The sequence below is a fragment of the Pseudomonas sp. efr-133-TYG-103a genome, from assembly GCF_030209235.1.
In the GTDB taxonomy this organism is placed as follows: domain Bacteria; phylum Pseudomonadota; class Gammaproteobacteria; order Pseudomonadales; family Pseudomonadaceae; genus Aquipseudomonas.
This window is the reverse complement of record NZ_JARVSK010000033.1, coordinates 39,978-57,776: the sequence shown is the minus strand read 5'-3', so window position 1 is coordinate 57,776 and position 17,799 is coordinate 39,978. Positions and strand designations below refer to the sequence as shown.

The 17,799-nt window shown below is 61.4% G+C and carries 13 protein-coding genes; 12 read left to right on the top strand and 1 reads right to left on the bottom strand.

Going from position 1 to position 17,799, the window contains the following annotated elements; all coding sequences use genetic code 11:
* Positions 1 to 46: 46 nt before the first annotated feature.
* The 7 genes from QRN36_RS23925 to QRN36_RS23895 all read left to right on the top strand — a co-directional run bounded on the left by QRN36_RS23925 (position 47) and on the right by QRN36_RS23895 (position 9,794).
* Positions 47 to 2,530, top strand: a complete 2,484-nt coding sequence (locus QRN36_RS23925; protein WP_285426305.1) for a glycogen/starch/alpha-glucan phosphorylase — start codon at positions 47 to 49, stop codon at positions 2,528 to 2,530.
* Positions 2,531 to 2,731: 201 nt separating this feature from the next.
* Complete coding sequence (locus QRN36_RS23920) at positions 2,732 to 5,575, top strand: DUF2339 domain-containing protein (protein ID WP_285426304.1); 2,844 nt, start codon at positions 2,732 to 2,734, stop codon at positions 5,573 to 5,575.
* Entirely contained in the window at positions 5,572 to 6,957 is a 1,386-nt protein-coding gene (locus tag QRN36_RS23915) for a DUF3999 domain-containing protein (protein ID WP_373568793.1), read from the top strand. Before QRN36_RS23920 ends, QRN36_RS23915 begins: the two co-directional genes overlap by 4 nt.
* A 198-nt stretch (positions 6,958 to 7,155) precedes the next feature.
* Positions 7,156 to 8,166, top strand: a complete 1,011-nt coding sequence (locus tag QRN36_RS23910; protein ID WP_093465452.1) for a class 1 fructose-bisphosphatase — start codon at positions 7,156 to 7,158, stop codon at positions 8,164 to 8,166.
* Positions 8,167 to 8,172: 6 nt separating this feature from the next.
* On the top strand, positions 8,173 to 8,775 hold the full coding sequence (locus QRN36_RS23905) for a DUF924 family protein (protein ID WP_285426303.1): 603 nt from the start codon (positions 8,173 to 8,175) through the stop codon (positions 8,773 to 8,775).
* A gap of 180 nt (positions 8,776 to 8,955) precedes the next feature.
* Positions 8,956 to 9,210, top strand: a complete 255-nt coding sequence (locus tag QRN36_RS23900) for a hypothetical protein (protein WP_285426302.1) — start codon at positions 8,956 to 8,958, stop codon at positions 9,208 to 9,210.
* A 32-nt stretch (positions 9,211 to 9,242) separates the two neighbouring features.
* Positions 9,243 to 9,794, top strand: a complete 552-nt coding sequence (locus tag QRN36_RS23895; protein ID WP_373568794.1) for a lipocalin family protein — start codon at positions 9,243 to 9,245, stop codon at positions 9,792 to 9,794.
* A 122-nt stretch (positions 9,795 to 9,916) separates the two neighbouring features.
* Here the strand turns inward: QRN36_RS23895 and QRN36_RS23890 are convergent, their stop codons facing one another.
* Positions 9,917 to 11,281 carry a formimidoylglutamate deiminase gene (locus QRN36_RS23890; protein ID WP_285426301.1) on the bottom strand — a complete coding sequence of 455 codons (1,365 nt, stop codon included), beginning with the start codon at positions 11,279 to 11,281 and terminating at the stop codon, positions 9,917 to 9,919.
* 198 nt (positions 11,282 to 11,479) lie between these two features.
* Here QRN36_RS23890 and hutC point away from each other — a divergent pair, with 198 nt between their 5' ends.
* From hutC to QRN36_RS23865, 5 genes are all read left to right on the top strand, one after another.
* Positions 11,480 to 12,190 carry a histidine utilization repressor gene (hutC, locus tag QRN36_RS23885; protein WP_177182164.1) on the top strand — a complete coding sequence of 237 codons (711 nt, stop codon included), beginning with the start codon at positions 11,480 to 11,482 and terminating at the stop codon, positions 12,188 to 12,190.
* Positions 12,187 to 12,780 (top strand): HutD family protein, encoded by a 594-nt coding sequence (locus QRN36_RS23880; protein WP_285426300.1) that lies wholly within the window; start codon positions 12,187 to 12,189, stop codon positions 12,778 to 12,780. Before hutC ends, QRN36_RS23880 begins: the two co-directional genes overlap by 4 nt.
* Before the next feature lie 117 nt (positions 12,781 to 12,897).
* On the top strand, positions 12,898 to 14,085 hold the full coding sequence (gene nhaA / locus QRN36_RS23875; protein ID WP_285426299.1) for a Na+/H+ antiporter NhaA: 1,188 nt from the start codon (positions 12,898 to 12,900) through the stop codon (positions 14,083 to 14,085).
* A gap of 365 nt (positions 14,086 to 14,450) precedes the next feature.
* The gene (gene hutU, locus QRN36_RS23870) at positions 14,451 to 16,145 is read left to right on the top strand and encodes a urocanate hydratase (RefSeq protein WP_285426298.1); all 1,695 of its coding nucleotides are present in this window, start codon (positions 14,451 to 14,453) and stop codon (positions 16,143 to 16,145) included.
* Between the two features lie 157 nt (positions 16,146 to 16,302).
* Complete coding sequence (locus tag QRN36_RS23865) at positions 16,303 to 17,772, top strand: cytosine permease (RefSeq protein WP_285426297.1); 1,470 nt, start codon at positions 16,303 to 16,305, stop codon at positions 17,770 to 17,772.
* Positions 17,773 to 17,799 lie beyond the last annotated feature (27 nt).

The following is a 17,799-nucleotide window of genomic DNA, read 5'->3' as shown; positions in this document are numbered from 1 at the left end:
TCAAACAACCCCATTTAATCGTCTAACCAACTTGAGGTCGTACCCGATGTCTCCGGAACCCAACGTTCGTGACGCTGAAGTGGCAGCATTCCGTGAAGCTGTGCTTACCAAACTCGAGTATGCCGTCGGTAAGGATGCCGACCACGCGTTCGACCATGACTGGTTCATGGCAATCGCCTTGGCGACCCGCGACAAGATGGCAGAGCGCTGGATGAATCACACGCGCTACATCTATCGGCAAGAAAAAAAGCGCGTGTATTACCTCTCCCTTGAGTTTTTGATTGGCCGGCTGATGTTCGACAGCCTCAGCAATCTGGGCATCCTGGAAATCGCGCGTGAAGCGCTCAAAGACCTGAAGGTCGATCTGGAAAGAATCCGCACCCTGGAGCCCGACGCGGCCCTGGGCAACGGCGGCCTGGGTCGTCTGGCCGCCTGTTTCATGGAAAGTATGTCCACGCTGGGCATCGCCGGACATGGCTACGGCATTCGTTATGAACACGGCCTGTTCCGTCAGGCGATCGTGGATGGCTGGCAACAGGAACAGACTGAAAACTGGCTGGACTTCGGTAACCCGTGGGAATTCGAACGCCCGGAAGTGATTTATCAGATCGGCTTCGGCGGCAGCGTTCAGCCGGTTCTGGATGCCGCCGGTGCGCCGGTGCTCGACGCCTCCGGCGAAACGCGGCAGGTCTGGACAGCAGGCGAAACCGTGCGCGCCATTGCGTATGACACGCCGGTCGTGGGCTGGCGCGGCAAAGCGGTCAACACCTTGCGCCTGTGGCGTGCGCGTGCCGTCGAAGACTTGCATCTGGAGCGCTTCAACGCGGGCGACCACGTAGGTGCCGTGGCCGAAGTCGTCCGGGCGGAAAGTATCTCGCGCGTGCTTTACCCCAACGACAGTACCGAAGCCGGTCAGGAGCTGCGCCTGCGTCAGGAGTATTTCTTCGTGTCGGCATCGCTGCAGGATCTGCTGCGTCGCCACAAGAACATGGGCTACTCGATCAACAGCCTGCCTGAACACGCCGCCATCCAGATGAACGACACGCACCCCTCGATCGCGGTGGCTGAGCTGATGCGCATCCTCATCGACATCTATGACGTCGAGTGGGACGAAGCCTGGCGCATCACCGTCGGCACCCTTGCGTACACCAACCACACGCTGCTGCCCGAGGCGCTGGAAACCTGGTCCGTGGGATTGATGGAACGCATGCTGCCGCGCCACATGCAGATCATTTACATGATCAATGCGCAGCACATCGACGACGTACGCCTGGAGTACAAGGACGATCCTGACCTGTTCGGCCTGCTGCGCGCCGTGTCGCTGATCGAAGAAGACAACGGCCGCCGCGTGCGCATGGGTAACCTCGCGTTCCTGGGTTCGCACAGCGTCAACGGCGTATCGGCGTTGCACACTCAGCTGATGCGCAAGACGGTGTTCGCACAGCTGCATAAGCTGTACCCGGAGCGCATCAACAACAAAACCAATGGCATCACCTTCCGCCGCTGGCTGTTCCAGTCCAACCCGCAGCTGACCTCGATGCTGGTCAACGAACTGGGCGAACAGGTGCTCGATAATCACGAGACCGCGCTGCTGAAACTCGAGCCGTTGGCCAACGATCCGAAATTCCAGAAGGAATTTGCCGCTCAGCGACTCCAGAGCAAGCAGGCGTTGGCGACGATCATTCAGGAGCGGATGGGCATCGTCATCAATCCCGAAGCGATGTTCGATGTGCAGGTCAAACGTATCCACGAATACAAACGCCAGCTGCTGAACCTTTTCCACACCGTGGCGCTATATCAGGCCATGCGCGCCGATCCGAGCACCAACTGGGTGCCGCGCGTGAAGATTTTCGCCGGCAAGGCGGCGGCCAGTTATCACTCGGCCAAGCTGATCATCAAACTGGCGAACGACATCGCGCGCACCGTGAACAACGACCCGACCCTGCGCGGACGCCTGAAAGTGGTGTTCATGCCTAACTACAACGTCAGTCTGGCCGAAAGCATCATTCCGGCAGCCGACCTGTCGGAGCAGATTTCCACCGCGGGCCTGGAAGCTTCCGGCACCAGCAACATGAAGTTCGGCCTCAACGGCGCGCTGACCATCGGCACGCTGGACGGCGCCAACGTGGAAATGAGCGAGCAAGTCGGGCTTGAGCACATGTTCATCTTCGGCATGACCGCGCAGGAAGTCGAAGCGCGCAAGCACGCCGGCGAATTCAACGCCCATAACGACATTGCGGCGTCCGGACGTCTGAACGATGTGCTCCAGGCGATTCGCGGCGGGGTCTTCTCCCCGGACGATCCGTATCGTTACGCAGGGTTGATCGATCAGTTGATCAACTACGACCGCTTCTTCGTCTGCGCCGACTTCGAGTCGTACTGGCACGCCCAGGCCAAGGTCGAGGCGCGCTGGCACGACTCCACCGAATGGTGGCGCTCGGCAGTGCTCAACACGGCGCGCATGGGCTGGTTCTCGTCTGACCGGACTATTCGCGAGTACGCCGACGAGATCTGGAAGGCGCTGGATTAGTAGCCTGCAAATACCTGTAGGAGCGCTCCGATGATGCGTTGAGTCAGACACTGCAACGTTGACTGACACACCGCCATCGCGGGCAAGCGCGCTCCTACAGTGATCGGGTCCTCAGCACCCGACACAAATTGTTTCCTCTTCCCCTACGCCCGATATACTCCTCGCCATCGCCGGTCACCGGCCGAGAAGGGATGTCGTCGCGTGCAATGGATTCTTTTGTTGGCTGGCCTGGTCATCGGGGCGTTGCTCGATGAATCACTGATTGGCGGGGTTGTCGGCGCGGCGATCGGGCTGTCGGTGGGTTTGAGCCTCCGCCTGTCGACCCTCACCCAAGAAGCTGCCCGCCAAAAAACCGAGCTGGCGCAAACGCGACTGGATCTACAGGCCATTCAACAGCGCCTCGGCCAGCTGGATTCGGCGGCGGTGCAAATGCCGGACGCTCCCACAGCCACCCCGCTGGACATCGAGCCCATTTCGGATGCCGGTCCAGAGTTGATATGGGATCTACCGGACCTCGAGCCCGCCGAGCCGGAACCCGCAACCTCTGCCCAATGGCGTCCCTCGCCAGACCCCACCCACCGCGCCGCCTCCGTCAGTCATTCACCCGCTCAGCCGAACCTGTTCGATCGCGCAGTCCTTCGCGCCAAAGACTGGCTTCTCGGCGGCAACACGGTGTTGCGAGTGGGTGTGGTTCTGTTGTTTCTCGGCCTCGCGTTTCTGCTGCGTTACGCCACCGAAGGCATGGTCGTACCGATCGAGGCCCGATACGCCGGTGTCGCGGCTGCTGCATTGGCCTTGCTCGGACTGGGCTGGTGGCTGCGCCAACGCAACGCCTCCTTCGCCCTGATGCTGCAGGGCACCGGGGTCGCCGTGCTGTACCTGACGGTCTTCGCGGCGATGAAGGTCCATACGCTGCTGGCGCCCGGCATGGCGTTCGGTCTGCTGGTGGCCGTAACGGTTTTCTCAGCCGTTCTGGCGCTCACCCAGAACGCTCTGGCGCTTGCCTGCGTCGCGGCACTGGGCGGTTTCGCAGCGCCGTTGCTCACCTCCTCCGGCGACGGCAGCCATGTGGCGCTGTTCAGCTATTTCGCGCTCCTCAACGGCGGCATTTTTGCCATCGCGTGGTTCAAGGCCTGGCGCACGCTGAACCTGATCGGCTTCATCGGCACATTCGGCATCGGCTTCGCCTGGGGCCTGAACGCCTACACGCCAGCGCTGTTCTGGAGCACCGAACCGTTTCTCATCCTGTTCTTCCTGATGTATTTGGCGATCGGGCTGTTGTTCGCCCGGCGCAAGTTGCAGGAACACGCGATTGGCCCCGAGGACGACAGTCGTGAAGCGTTGCTGCGCTGGTCCGCAAGACAGAGTCATTACGTGGATGGAACCCTGCTGTTCGGGACGCCCATCGCTGGATTCGGCCTGCAATACGCACTCATTCAGCACGTTGAATTCGGCGCTGCATTCAGCGCGCTGGTGTTGGGCGTTCTCTATATGGGTATCGCCCGGTTCCTCGCCGGGCGTGCGTCAGGCCGGACGCTATTGCTGGTCGAGACCTGCCTGGCATTGGGCGTGGTCTTCGCGACGCTGGCCGTCCCGCTCGGACTCAGCGCGCAATGGACCACCGTGGCGTGGGCCGTCGAAGGGGCCGCCGTGTTCTGGCTGGGCATGCGTCAGAACCGGTTGCTTGCGCGGTTCTTCGGCTTGCTGCTGCAGCTGGGCGCAGGCTTTGCCTTTCTGGGCATTGTTGGACGCTGGTACTCGCCAAGCTTCAATCATGGGGATTTCTGGACGCCTTCGATCATCTCGATCGCCGGCCTGATCAGCGCTTTCACTGTCGAACGCATCGGCACGCTGCGTCTGGCGTTCAGCGAACGGGTGTTGCAACCCTCGTTGCTGATCTGGGGCGCGTTGTGGTGGTCCATCGCCCTGTGCGTCAGTACCCATTACGTATCGGGACCACGCGAAGTCCCGACCCTTCTGCTGCTGGGCGCGCTCAGCGTCGCGCTGTGGGCCGTGCTCGCCTTGCGCCTGAAATGGTCCGGGCTGGCGCAACTGTGCTGCCTGCTGACACCGGCGAGCGCAGTTTTACTGGGCCTGATGATTTTCAACCCTTACTACAACCCGGCCGCCGACTTCGGCTGGTTGAGCTGGCTTGCAGTATTCACCGCTCACCTGCTGACCCTCAAGCGCCTCGACGGCATGCTCGACTCACGCCTGCGCAGTGCGTCTCACATACTCGGCTGCTGGCTGATCATCGGCGTGCTGTCGCTGGAGTTGAGGTACGGTCTGCTCGTGATGTCCGAGGCCTACAATGCGTGGCGATGGCTGGGCTGGGCGCTACTGCCGAGCCTGTATCTGCTGGCAATGACGGCGCCACGCAGCTGGCCGTGGCCGATTGATACGTACACAAAAGAATACGGCGTGTGGGCCGCCGCACCGCTGGCGGCGCTGATGCTGGCCTGGTTCTGGCTGGCGAACGGCTTCAGCGACGGCAATGCCGATCCCCTGCCGTACATCCCACTGATCAGCCCGCTGGAGCTTGGCCTGCTGATCACGCTGGCGGGCGTTTTCAGCTGGGTTCGCAAGCAGTTGCCGCCATTGGGCGTCAGCGTCGATCACGCGCACAAAGCCGCTCTGCTGATCGCCGGCACGTCCCTGTTCGCGCTGATGACAGCGATGGTCATGAGAACGGCGCATCACTGGGCTGGCATCGCCTGGCAGACCGATGCACTGCTTGAATCCATGCGTGTGCAGGCCGGTCTTTCCATCGTGTGGACGCTGATGGCGCTGGCACTCATGATCGGCGGCCACCTGCGTGCACGCCGTGACATGTGGATCGTCGGCGCCGCGCTGATCGGCGTGGTCGTGGCCAAACTGTTCTTCGTCGAGCTGAGCAATCGCGGCGGACTGGAGCGCATCGTTTCGTTTATCGGCGTTGGCATTCTGTTGCTTGTAGTGGGATATTTCGCACCATTGCCGCCGAAAAACCCTACACGAAGTCAGTCATCAATCGATGCTGCGCCTACCGATTCGGCACCGGAATGAAGCGCGTAAGGAGTCACCCGTTGAGCCGTCAGTGCATCTTCAAGGCCGCCATGTTCGGCTCTCTGCTGTGCGCAGCATTGCTGACTCAGGCGGAGGATTTGCCGGATGATTTCGCCAGTCACACACCGCTGACCCTCAGCGGAGAAGGGCCGTGGTACAGCCTCGAACTGCCGCTCGGGCTGCAGCTCAATGCGCGTCAGGGCAATCTGAACGATGTGCGCGTGTTCAATGCCGACGGCCAGGCCCAGCCTTATGCGATCACCCTCGGACAGCCGCAGCGCGCGGCGGATGAAACGCCGGTCGCAGTGAAGTGGTTCGCGCTCTACAACAGCGACGATGCCAAGGACGCCGAACCCCGAATTCGCGTCGAACGCACGCCGGAGGGCACGCTGGTCGAGGTTCAGCCCCAAGGCGAAATCGAGGCCGGCGAAGAAGTGCTGCGCGGCTGGTTGCTGGACACCAGCGCCATCAACGCGCCCCTTGATCAACTGATCCTGGACTGGAGCACCGAGCGCGAAGGGTTTCAGCGTTTCAGCATCGAAGCCAGCAACGACCTGCAACACTGGCAACGCTGGGGAGAAGGTCAGGTGGCGCGGCTTTCTTTCGCCGACGAACTGGTCGAACAGCGCATCGTGACGTTGCCCGGGCGAACCGCGCGGTACTTGCGGCTGCTGTGGAGCACGCCGCAATCGGCGCCCACACTGACCTCGGCGCAGTTGGTCAGTACCCGCCCCGGCGTGCTGCCACTGAGCTGGTCGCCGACCATCAATGGCCGCGTGGAGAAACCGGGCGTATACGTGTGGCAGCTGCCTGTGGCGTTGCCGTTGGAGCGCATGAAGGTCGACATCGCTCAGCCCAACAGCCTGGCCCCTGCAACGCTTTACGCACGTCGCGACAGCAATGCGCCCTGGCAGATGATCGACAGCGGCCTGCTGTATCGCCTGACTCAGAATGGCCAGGATGCCGTGCAGGATGAAATGGAATTGCCGGGCAATGTCGTTCAGCAGTTGAAACTCGAAGTCGACGACCGAGGTGGTGGTCTGGGCAAGGATGCGCCGAAGCTGAGCTTTGCCGTGCGGGCCACGCAACTGGTGTTTCTGGCGCGCGGCGCACCGCCCTACAGCCTGGCCATCGGCAACGACAAGATCGAGGGCGCCAGCCTGCCGCTGACCACGCTGGTGCCGGGTGTGACGCCCGAAAAAGCCGCGTCATTCGGTAAAGCCTCGCTGGCCGTAGCGCCCGCGCCTGCCATGACGCCCGTGCTGCCGGCAGCCAGCGGGCCCGACTGGAAACGCATCGGTCTGTGGAGCGTGCTGGTACTGGGCGTCGTGTTTCTGGGGTGGATGGCGTTGAGCACGCTGCGCACTTCACGCAGCAAATAAATATCGCGTCGGTGCCAGCGCTGAACCGATCCCGCAGGGGGAAATCGCGCCGGATGCACACGAACTTGTAACCAGTGAACGTCTACGCTCATGTAGTTCGTGAACTCAATCACTACGAAGCCGGTCTGACAGGCAGTATTAACTCCCCACTCGCGCTAAACTGTGCGCGTTTTTTTATTCCCATCTTCGGAGCTCTCCATGTCCCGCACTACCCTGAGTCGCTATCTGATTGAGCAGACCCGCAGCAACAACACTCCTGCCGATCTGCGCTTCCTTATCGAAGTGGTGGCGCGTGCGTGCAAGGAAATCAGCCACGCGGTATCCAAAGGCGCGCTGGGCGGCGTGCTTGGCAGCATGGGTACCGAGAACGTGCAAGGTGAGGTGCAGAAGAAACTGGACGTGATGTCCAACGAAATCCTGCTGGAAGCCAACGAATGGGGCGGTCACCTGGCAGGCATGGCTTCCGAGGAAATGGACAACGCTTACCAGATCCCGGGCAAATACCCGAAAGGCGCTTACCTGCTGGTGTTCGACCCACTGGACGGTTCGTCCAACATCGACATCAACGCCCCGGTCGGCACCATCTTCTCGGTGCTGCGTTGCCCTAACGAGTACCTGAGCCAGAACGAAGCGCTGAACGAAAAGGCCTTCCTGCAGCCAGGCACTCAACAGGTTGCCGCCGGTTATGCCATCTACGGCCCACAGACCATGCTGGTTCTGACCCTGGGCGACGGCGTCAAAGGCTTCACCCTGGACCGCGAAATGGGCAGTTTCGTGCTCAGCCATGAAGACATCCGCATCCCGGAATCCACTCAGGAATTCGCGATCAACATGTCTAACCAGCGTCACTGGGAAGCCCCGGTCAAGCGCTATGTGGAAGAGCTGCTGGCGGGCGAAGAAGGCCCTCTGAAGAAGAACTACAACATGCGCTGGGTGGCCGCGATGGTTGCCGACGTGCACCGCATCCTGACCCGTGGCGGCCTGTTCATGTACCCGCGCGATGCGCGTGAGCCTTCCAAGCCAGGCAAACTGCGCCTGATGTACGAGGCCAACCCGATGTCGTTCCTGGTTGAACAGGCGGGCGGCGCTTCCACTGACGGTCATCAGCGTATTCTCGACATTCAGCCTGAAGGCCTGCACCAACGCGTGGCTGTGTTCCTGGGCTCGAAAGAAGAAGTGGAACGCGCTACGTCGTATCACAAGGAATAACGGATCATGAGCGCGCCCTGGCTGCCGCTGCTGGATTGGTGGTTCGGCTCCGCTGAATCGCCAGCAGAGGCCGCGAGGGAGAAGAACAGGCTCTGGTTCGGCAAGAAGAAATCCCAGGACGCCGACGCGTTGAATCGCTTCGGCGGTCTGGTGGACCTCGCGCTCAAAGGCGGGCTTTCCGAATGGACGGCCACGCCCCAAGGCTGGTTGGCGCTGGTGCTGTTGCTCGATCAGCTGCCGCGCATGATCTTCCGCGACACACCCGAAGCGTATGCCGGAGACACCCGCGCTCAGGCGCTCGTCGCCCACGGCTTGAAGCTTCATCGCGATCTGGCCCTGACGCCACTGCAACGCACGTTCATCTATCTGGTGCTCGAACACACTGAGGACCTTGCCGCCCAGCATGAAGCGATTCGCCGCTTCACCGCCCTGCTCGATCTGCTGCCTGCCACGGATCGCGAATACTTCACCAGCACGCTGAACTACGCCAAAAAGCATCGCGTGGTCATCGAGCGGTTCGCCAGATTCCCCCACCGCAACGCCGTGCTCGGCCGAGAATCGACGCCTGAGGAAGTAGAATTCCTGAAGGAGCGTGGGTCGCGGTTTTAAGCCCGTCTGCCGCCTTGTTCCGGCAAATAGGCAGGAATCGTGAAGCCGCCCTGAATGGAACTTCTGCCTCCACGGAACCAGACCTGCGGTTTTCTCTTCTAAGCTTTCGGCATCGCGCCAGTGACCCGGGCCAGCCCCTCACCGTGCCGTCGCCCCCTCTCGATTCAGGAGCTTCATTCCATGTCTTTGCGCTCTCTAGCGTTATTGTCGTTCTGCGTGCTGCTTGCGGCGTGCAGCAAGATCAACCAGGAAAACTACTCGAGAATCAAAGCCGGCATGTCCAAGGCCGAGATCGAGCAGCTGCTGGGCAAGCCGACCGAATGCTCAGGTGCCTTGGGCATGTCCAGCTGCACATGGGGTGATCAGAAGACATTCATCAGCGTTCAGTACGCTGCCGATAAAGTCGTTTTGCATACGGGTCAGGGCCTGGAATGAATACTCGTCGCGTGATGAAACTGGCCGCAATGATGGCCGCGGCAGTGTGGCTGTCGGCCTGCTCAGTAACCCCGGAAGGTGAATCCATGGCACCCAGAACTGTCGATCACGTCGACCTCAAGCGCTATCAGGGCACGTGGTATGAATTGGCACGACTGCCGATGTTTTTCCAGCGCAACTGCGCGCAATCGGAGGCGCATTACGCCCTGAAGGATGACGGCAATATCGCGGTCACCAACCGTTGCCGCACCCAGGAAGGCAAGTGGGAAGAAGCGACCGGTACGGCCTCGCCTCAGGTTCAGGGCAAGACCGACAAGCTGTGGGTGGTGTTCGATAACTGGTTCTCGCGACTGCTGCCCGGCCTTGCGAAAGGCAACTATTGGGTGCTGTACGTCAGCGACGACTACAAGCTGGCGCTGGTCGGCAACCCGAATCGCAAATACCTCTGGCTGCTGTCGCGTACCGCCCACGTCTCCGAGAGCGTGCGCAACGACCTGCTGATCAAGGCGCAACAGCAGGGCTACGACACGACCAAGCTGATCTGGAGAGTCGACGACTCGCAGATTGGGAAGTCAGCGCAATAGCGCCGCTTCCAGACAGGAGCGAACTGCCCGCGCTCGTGGCATATCCGGCAATGTGATGCCGACCAGCCGCAATCGCGGGCAAGTTCAGTTCTGCAGGCTATTCATCCCCGCACGCCTGGGGTTTAGCCCAGCAATTCTCGCAGCACCTGCGCAAACGCCCGGCTGCTGTGCTCTTCGTCAGCGTGTCGCCCGTCGCGGATCACCCAGCGCCCGTTGACCATCACCTCACGAATCTGCCGGTCGCTGCCTGCGAACAGCCACCGATTGAGAATCGCATCCCCCGAAGCCGTCGACAGGTACGGATCGTTACCATCGAGCACCAGCCAGTCTGCACGCTTGCCGACTTCCAGCGCGCCGATCGGTTGGCCCATGGCCTGAGCGCCGCCTGACAACGCAGCGTCGTACAACGTGCGGCCGACCATCGGCTGGTCTGCCCGGTGCAGGCGATTACGACGCTGATCACGCAGACGCTGGCCGTATTCGAGCCAGCGCAGTTCCTCGACCACGCTCAGCGACACATGGCTGTCGGAGCCGACGCCCCAGCGTCCGCCCTGAGCGATGTAATCCACTGCCGGAAAAATCCCGTCACCCAGGTTTGCTTCTGTGGTCAGGCACAGCCCCGCGACGGCGCCGCTTCGGGCCATCGAGGTCACTTCGTCGGCTTGCGCATGCGTGGCATGGACCAGGCACCAACGCGAATCGACGTCGACGTTCTCGAACAACCACTGCAACGGACGGCGGCCGCTCCAGCTCAGGCAGTCGTCCACTTCCTTCTGCTGCTCGGCAACATGAATGTGCACCGGACAGTGCTTATCACTGGCCGACATGACCTCGCTGATCTGCCGGGGCGTCACCGCCCGCAGCGAGTGAAAACACAGGCCCAGCGCCTGCGCGGGCTGCTCGTTGATGATCGTCCGCAGCTGATTGTGCAGGTCCAGGTAGCGTTGCGTGCTGTTGATAAACCGGCGCTGGCCCTCGTTGGGCGCCAGCCCGCCAAAACCTGAGTGGCTGTAAAGCACGGGAAGCAGCGTCATGCCGATCCCCACTGAACGGGCTGCCTGACTGACCTGCAGTGCGAGTTCGGCGGGATTGGCGTAGGGCTTGCCATCGGCGTCCTGATGCACGTAATGAAATTCGGCGACCGAGGTGAAACCGCCTTTAAGCATTTCGATGTACAGCTGGCGGGCGATGACGCCCAGTTGCTCCGGACTGATCTGGCCGACAAGCCGGTACATCAGATCGCGCCAGGTCCAGAAGCTGTCATTGGGGTTGCCCGCTACTTCCGCCAGACCCGCCATGGCGCGCTGGAATGCGTGTGAATGCAGATTGGGCATGCCCGGCACCACCGGCCCGCTGAGCAGTTCGGCGCCCTGACGATCGGCATCCGCCTGAACGCTCGTCAACAGCCCGTCGGCGCTGACTTCAAGACGTACGTTATTGGCCCAGCCTGTGGGCAACAACGCGCGTTCGGCAAAGAAAACGGACATGGTTTCGCACCCCTCGCGTGAAATTGTCTATACATATACAGACGTTTGCCTGCCCGGTAAACTGCGGCAAGCTTGTCGGCACACGCGTTAATGGTTAGCGTGGACGCTGTTGGTCATATCTTCTTTTCGTCTCATTACGCCATAACAAGGATTTTCTCTGTGCCGACTCCGCCTGCCAACTCTCCGCTGGCCGCCCAGATGGGTGACAGTCCGGCGCCGCTTTACGCTCGGGTCAAGCAAATGATCACCCAGCAAATTCAGAACGGCAGCTGGCCGCCGCATCATCGCGTGCCCTCCGAGAGCGAGCTGGTGACCCAGTTGGGCTTCAGCCGCATGACCATCAACCGCGCCCTGCGTGAAATGACCGCCGAAGGGCTGCTGGTGCGCATGCAAGGCGTCGGTACCTTCGTCGCAGAACCCAAGACACAGTCCGCCCTGTTCGAAGTCCACAATATCGCCGATGAAATCGCCGCCCGGGGCCACGTCCATACCTGCCAGGTGATCATTCTGTGCGAGGAAGCCGCGGGCTCCGAACGCGCGCTGGCGCTGGACATGCGTGAAGGACAGCGGGTTTTCCATTCGCTGATCGTGCATTTCGAAAACGATATTCCCGTGCAAATCGAAGACCGCTTCGTCAACGCGCTCGTCGCCCCCGAATACCTGCGTCAGGATTTCACCAGACAGACGCCTTACGCTTACCTCAACCAGGTCGCGCCGCTGACTGAAGGCGAGCACGTGGTGGAAGCGATACTGGCCGAGCCCGACGAATGCAAACTGTTGCAGATCGAGACCGGTGAGCCATGCCTTTTGGTGCGCCGCCGGACCTGGTCTGGCCGACAGCCGGTCACCGCCGCACGCCTGATCCACCCCGGCTCCCGTCATCGTCTCGAAGGACGCTTCAGCAAATGACCCGATTGACCGTTCTCCGCTCCGCCGATTATCCACGCATGCCCTGGAAAAACGGTGGCGGCAGCACTGAAGAGATCACCCGCGACGCCGGCCAAGGCCTCGACGGCTTTGGCTGGCGCCTGTCGATTGCGGACATCGGCGAATCGGGCGGTTTTTCACTGTTCGCCGGGTATCTGCGGATCATCACGGTGCTGCAAGGCGCAGGCATGATCCTGAACATCGATGGCAAGGACAGCGAGCCGCTGCTGCCCTCGGACCCGTTCGCGTTCAGCGGCGACAGCAATGTGAACTGCACGCTGCTCGACGGTCCGATTCGCGATTTCAATCTGATCTACGAGCCGACGCGTTATCGCGCGCGCCTGCAATGGATCGACGTGCTGCAGCCGCAACGGTTTTTCAGTTCGGCCAACGCGTTTCTGGTGTTCAGCACGGCCGAACAGATGGCGGCTAACGTGGGCGATCACCCTCCGCAACTGCTGGAGCGACACGACTGTCTGCAACTGGACAACGCCGAAGGCTCGCTACTGGAAGTGGTGCTCTATGCGCCGCGTGCAAGCCGGGTCTGTGTGATCGAGCTGACCGCGATCTGAGTGCCGAATTGCAGGAACACGCTTGTCACGCTCTCACGCCACCGGCAACAGCGAGCCTGCACTGCGTCATACCACCTGTGCTAATTTGCGCTCTTTTCAACCCGAACAAGGACGCCGATGACCCAGCTCAACCCTCAGAAAGAAAGCCCTAGAGCGCTGGCTATCCTCACCGGCTTTCTGGCTTCGGAATCTGCTGGCGGCATCGTTCTGATGGTCGCGGCGCTGGCGGCGATCATCGTTGCCAACTCACCGATCGCGTCTCTCTATTTCGCATCGCTGCACAGCGTCTGGGCTGGACTGTCGGTAGAGCTGTGGATCAACGATGGTTTGATGGCAATTTTCTTCCTGATGGTGGGCCTGGAGATCAAGCGCGAAGTGCTGGCGGGCGGTCTGGCCAGTTGGGGCCAGCGCGCCCTCCCCGGCTTTGCGGCGGCGGGCGGCATGCTGGTGCCGGCGCTGATTTATATCGCCATCAACATGGGCAACGCTGAAACACTGAGTGGCTGGGCGATTCCGGCCGCCACCGATATTGCATTCGCATTAGGTGTGCTTTCGCTGCTGGGTAAGCGCGTTCCGACCTCGCTGAAAGTGTTTCTTGCTGCTCTGGCGATCCTCGACGACCTCGGCGCGGTGACGATCATCGCGCTGTTTTACAGCACAGGCCTGAACATGCCGATGCTGGGCGCCTCGTTCGTGACGCTGGCCGTACTGGTGATCATGAACCGCATGGGCGTCCAGCGATTGCTGCCCTATCTGCTGCTCGGCCTGCTGCTGTGGTTTTTCGTGCTGCAGTCCGGCGTCCACGCAACACTGGCAGGCGTCGCACTGGCGTTATGCATTCCGCTGGGCACGCGAGAGGAGGAAGCTCGCTCGCCGCTGCTGTTTCTCGAAGAAAAGATGCACTACTGGGTGGCCTTCGCCGTCGTCCCGATTTTCGGCTTCGCCAACGCGGGCGTGTCACTGTCCGGCATCACGCCCGGTAACCTGCTGGATCCGGTGCCGCTCGGCGTCGCGCTGGGCCTGTTCGTTGGCAAGCAGATCGGCGTATTCCTGGCCGCGACGCTGGCCATCCGCTCAGGCCTCGCCGCTCTGCCCGAAGGCAGCAACTGGCCACAGCTTTACGGTGTCGCCTTGCTGTGCGGCATCGGCTTCACGATGAGCCTGTTCATCGGCAATCTGGCATTCCCCGGCGCGCCCCATCTGATCGACGAAGTGAAAGTCGGCGTGCTCATGGGCTCGATTCTGTCTGCGCTGGCCGGCGTAATGCTGCTGCGCAGCGTCGCTGGCCGCTCATCAGCGCGCTGATGCTTCGCAGGGCGCTGATCGACTCAGCGCCTGTTACCCGACGCACCGGCTTGGGGCGTGCGCACCCAAAAGTAACAAATCAGGCGTTCGCGTAACGCCAGTCCTTCCCGCCCGATTTTCTGCCCGCCTCTCTAGAGCCCGACACGTTGCGGCTTTGCGGCGTTTTTTCAACGCGTCTGAAAAGTTGGCCCTTCGGTTGCATATGCTTGTATGTACAAGTAAATATGAGTACGCATGAGTATTTGCCGCCCTCTGTCGAGATTCATCGACTGCGGCGCTTGATCTGCTAAACCCATATTCCGCCTGTTCGACACAGGCACCGTCAGCCCAGTGCCTGGGCCGGATTGATCATCGAGGATTGTTACGTGACTACTGACAACAAAACCCCCGCTCAGCAATGGACCAGACGCCGCGACGTGGAAATCCGCGCGGCACGTGGCACGCAACTGACCGCCAAGAGCTGGCTGACCGAAGCGCCGTTGCGGATGTTGATGAACAACCTGGATCCGGAAGTCGCCGAAAACCCCAACGAGCTGGTGGTTTACGGCGGTATCGGGCGCGCGGCGCGTAACTGGGAGTGCTACGACAAGATCGTCGAGAGCCTCACCCAACTGAACGACGATGAAACCCTGCTGGTGCAATCGGGCAAACCCGTCGGCGTTTTCAAGACCCACAGCAACGCCCCACGCGTGCTGATCGCCAACTCCAACCTGGTGCCGCACTGGGCAAGCTGGGAACACTTCAACGAACTGGACGCCAAAGGCCTGGCCATGTACGGCCAGATGACCGCTGGCAGCTGGATCTACATCGGCAGCCAGGGCATCGTCCAGGGCACCTACGAAACCTTCGTCGAAGCCGGTCGCCAGCATTACGACGGCAACCTCAAGGGACGCTGGGTGCTGACCGCCGGTCTGGGCGGCATGGGCGGTGCACAGCCGCTGGCCGCGACACTGGCCGGCGCGTGCTCGCTGAACATCGAGTGCCAGCAGAGCCGCATCGATTTCCGCCTGAAAAGCCGTTATGTCGACGAACAGGCCAACGACCTGGACGATGCTCTGGCGCGCATCGCCAAGTACACCGCCGAAGGCAAGGCGATCTCGATCGCACTGCTGGGCAACGCCGCTGAAGTACTGCCGGAACTCGTGAAGCGTGGCGTGCGTCCGGACATGGTCACCGACCAGACCAGCGCCCACGACCCGCTCAACGGTTACCTGCCAAAAGGCTGGACCTGGGAGCAGTACCGCGATCGCGCTGTCACCGAGCCTGCCGCAGTGGTCAAAGCCGCCAAGCAATCGATGGCCGAGCATGTCGAAGCGATGCTGGCGTTCCAGAAACAAGGCATTCCGACCTTCGACTACGGCAACAACATCCGTCAGATGGCCAAAGAGGAAGGCGTCAGCAACGCGTTCGACTTCCCAGGCTTCGTACCCGCCTACATCCGTCCTCTGTTCTGCCGTGGCATCGGCCCGTTCCGCTGGGCAGCGCTGTCGGGCAACCCGGAAGACATCTACAAGACAGACGCAAAGGTCAAGGAGCTCATCCCGGACGACGCGCACCTGCACAACTGGCTGGACATGGCCCGCGAGCGCATCAGTTTCCAGGGTCTGCCGGCACGTATCTGCTGGGTCGGCCTGGGGCAGCGCGCCAAGCTGGGGCTGGCATTCAACGAAATGGTTCGCCGTGGCGAGCTTTCGGCACCGGTCGTGATCGGTCGTGACCATCTGGACTCAGGCTCCGTGGCAAGTCCGAACCGCGAGACTGAATCCATGCGCGACGGCTCCGACGCCGTGTCCGACTGGCCTCTGCTCAATGCCTTGCTCAACACCGCGAGCGGCGCGACCTGGGTGTCGTTGCACCATGGCGGCGGCGTCGGCATGGGCTTCTCGCAGCACTCGGGCATGGTCATCGTCTGTGATGGCAGCGACGAGGCTGCCGAGCGCATCGCCCGCGTGCTGCACAACGACCCGGCAACCGGCGTGATGCGCCACGCCGATGCGGGCTACCAGATCGCGATCGATTGCGCCAAAGAGCAGGGCCTGAACCTGCCGATGGTCAAGTAACAGAGAGAACAACGCAGAACCTGTAGGAGCGCGCTTGCCCGCGAAGACGTCAGCACACTCAACATCGATGATGACTGACACGACGCTATCGCGGGCAAGCGCGCTCCTACACGGGGCCGCGGCGTGAACCAACACACGCTTTAGGGGAAGTTTCGAGATGGCTGTTTCAGATGATCGTGTTGCACATTCTTCCGTGATCGAAAAGCGTTCGATCGATTACATCCCTGACGCGGAAAGGCATGGCCGTCTGTTCAGCCAGTTCACACTCTGGCTGGGCGCCAACCTGCAGATCACTGCGATCGTCACCGGCGCCCTGGCAGTGGTGCTCGGCGGTGATGTGTTCTGGTCGCTGATCGGGCTGTTCGTCGGTCAGTTGCTCGGCGGTGCGGTCATGGCGCTGCATGCCGCACAAGGTCCGAAGCTCGGCCTGCCGCAGATGATCTCCAGCCGCGTGCAATTTGGCGTCTACGGCGCCGTGATCCCGTTGGTGCTGGTGTGCCTGATGTACATCGGCTTCTCGGCCAGCGGCTCGTTGCTTGCCGGGCAGGCGGTCGCTCAACTGATTCAGGTTCCCGACTGGCAAGGCATCGTGATTTTCGCGGCGGCCATCGTGGTCCTGACCATCTTCGGCTACCGGGTCATTCACATGATCGGCCGGGTTGCCAGCCTCATTGGCGTGATCGCCTTCGTCTACTTGTTCGGCGCGCTGCTGGCTGGCAACGATGTTGGCGCGTTGCTGGGCAACAAGCACTTTTCGCTGAGCAGCTTTCTGCTCGCCATCTCCCTTTCGGCGTCGTGGCAAATCGCGTTTGGTCCGTATGTCGCGGACTACTCGCGCTACCTGCCGCGCAGCACGTCGGCCAGCAAGACGTTCTGGGCCGTTGGCCTGGGCGCAGTGATCGGCGCGCAGGTGTCGATGGTGTTCGGCGTGTTTGCGGCAGCGCTGGCAGGCAAACAGTTCGCTCACCACGAAGTGCAGTTCATCGTCAGCCTGGGTGGCACAGGTGCAGTTGCCGCGGCGCTGTATTTCAGCATCGCCTTCGGCAAAGTCACCGTCACCACGCTCAATGCCTACGGCAGCTTCATGTCGATGGCGACCATCGTCAGCGGCTTTCGCGGCAACCGTCACATCTCCAGCGCACTGCGCCTGACCTACATTTTCGCAATGGTCGGCGTCGCCACTGCGCTGGCCCTGGCCGGTAAGGACTCGTTCCTCAAGGACTTCTCCGCATTCATCCTGTTCCTGCTGGCGTTCTTCACGCCCTGGAGCGCGATCAATCTGGTGGACTTCTACTGCATCACCAAAGAGCGTTACGACATCCCTGCCCTGTCAGACCCTGACGGCCGCTATGGCCGCTGGAACTGGATCGGGATCAGCATTTACGTCGTCGGTGTGCTGATCCAGATGCCATTCATCTCCACGCATTTCTACACTGGACCTTTGGTGGCCAGCCTGGATGACACCGATATCTCATGGATCATCGGCCTGGTGGTGCCGGCTGCGCTGTATTACGTGGCAGCGAAGAAATGGCCCGGCAGGATTGCGGATCGCTTGATCCTGCCCTCAGAGCAGGACGCGCCCAACGCACGGCCTCACGTTGTACCTGCTGGAACGGCGATGAACTGACCGCCGCTGATGCACGTCTGTTTAAGC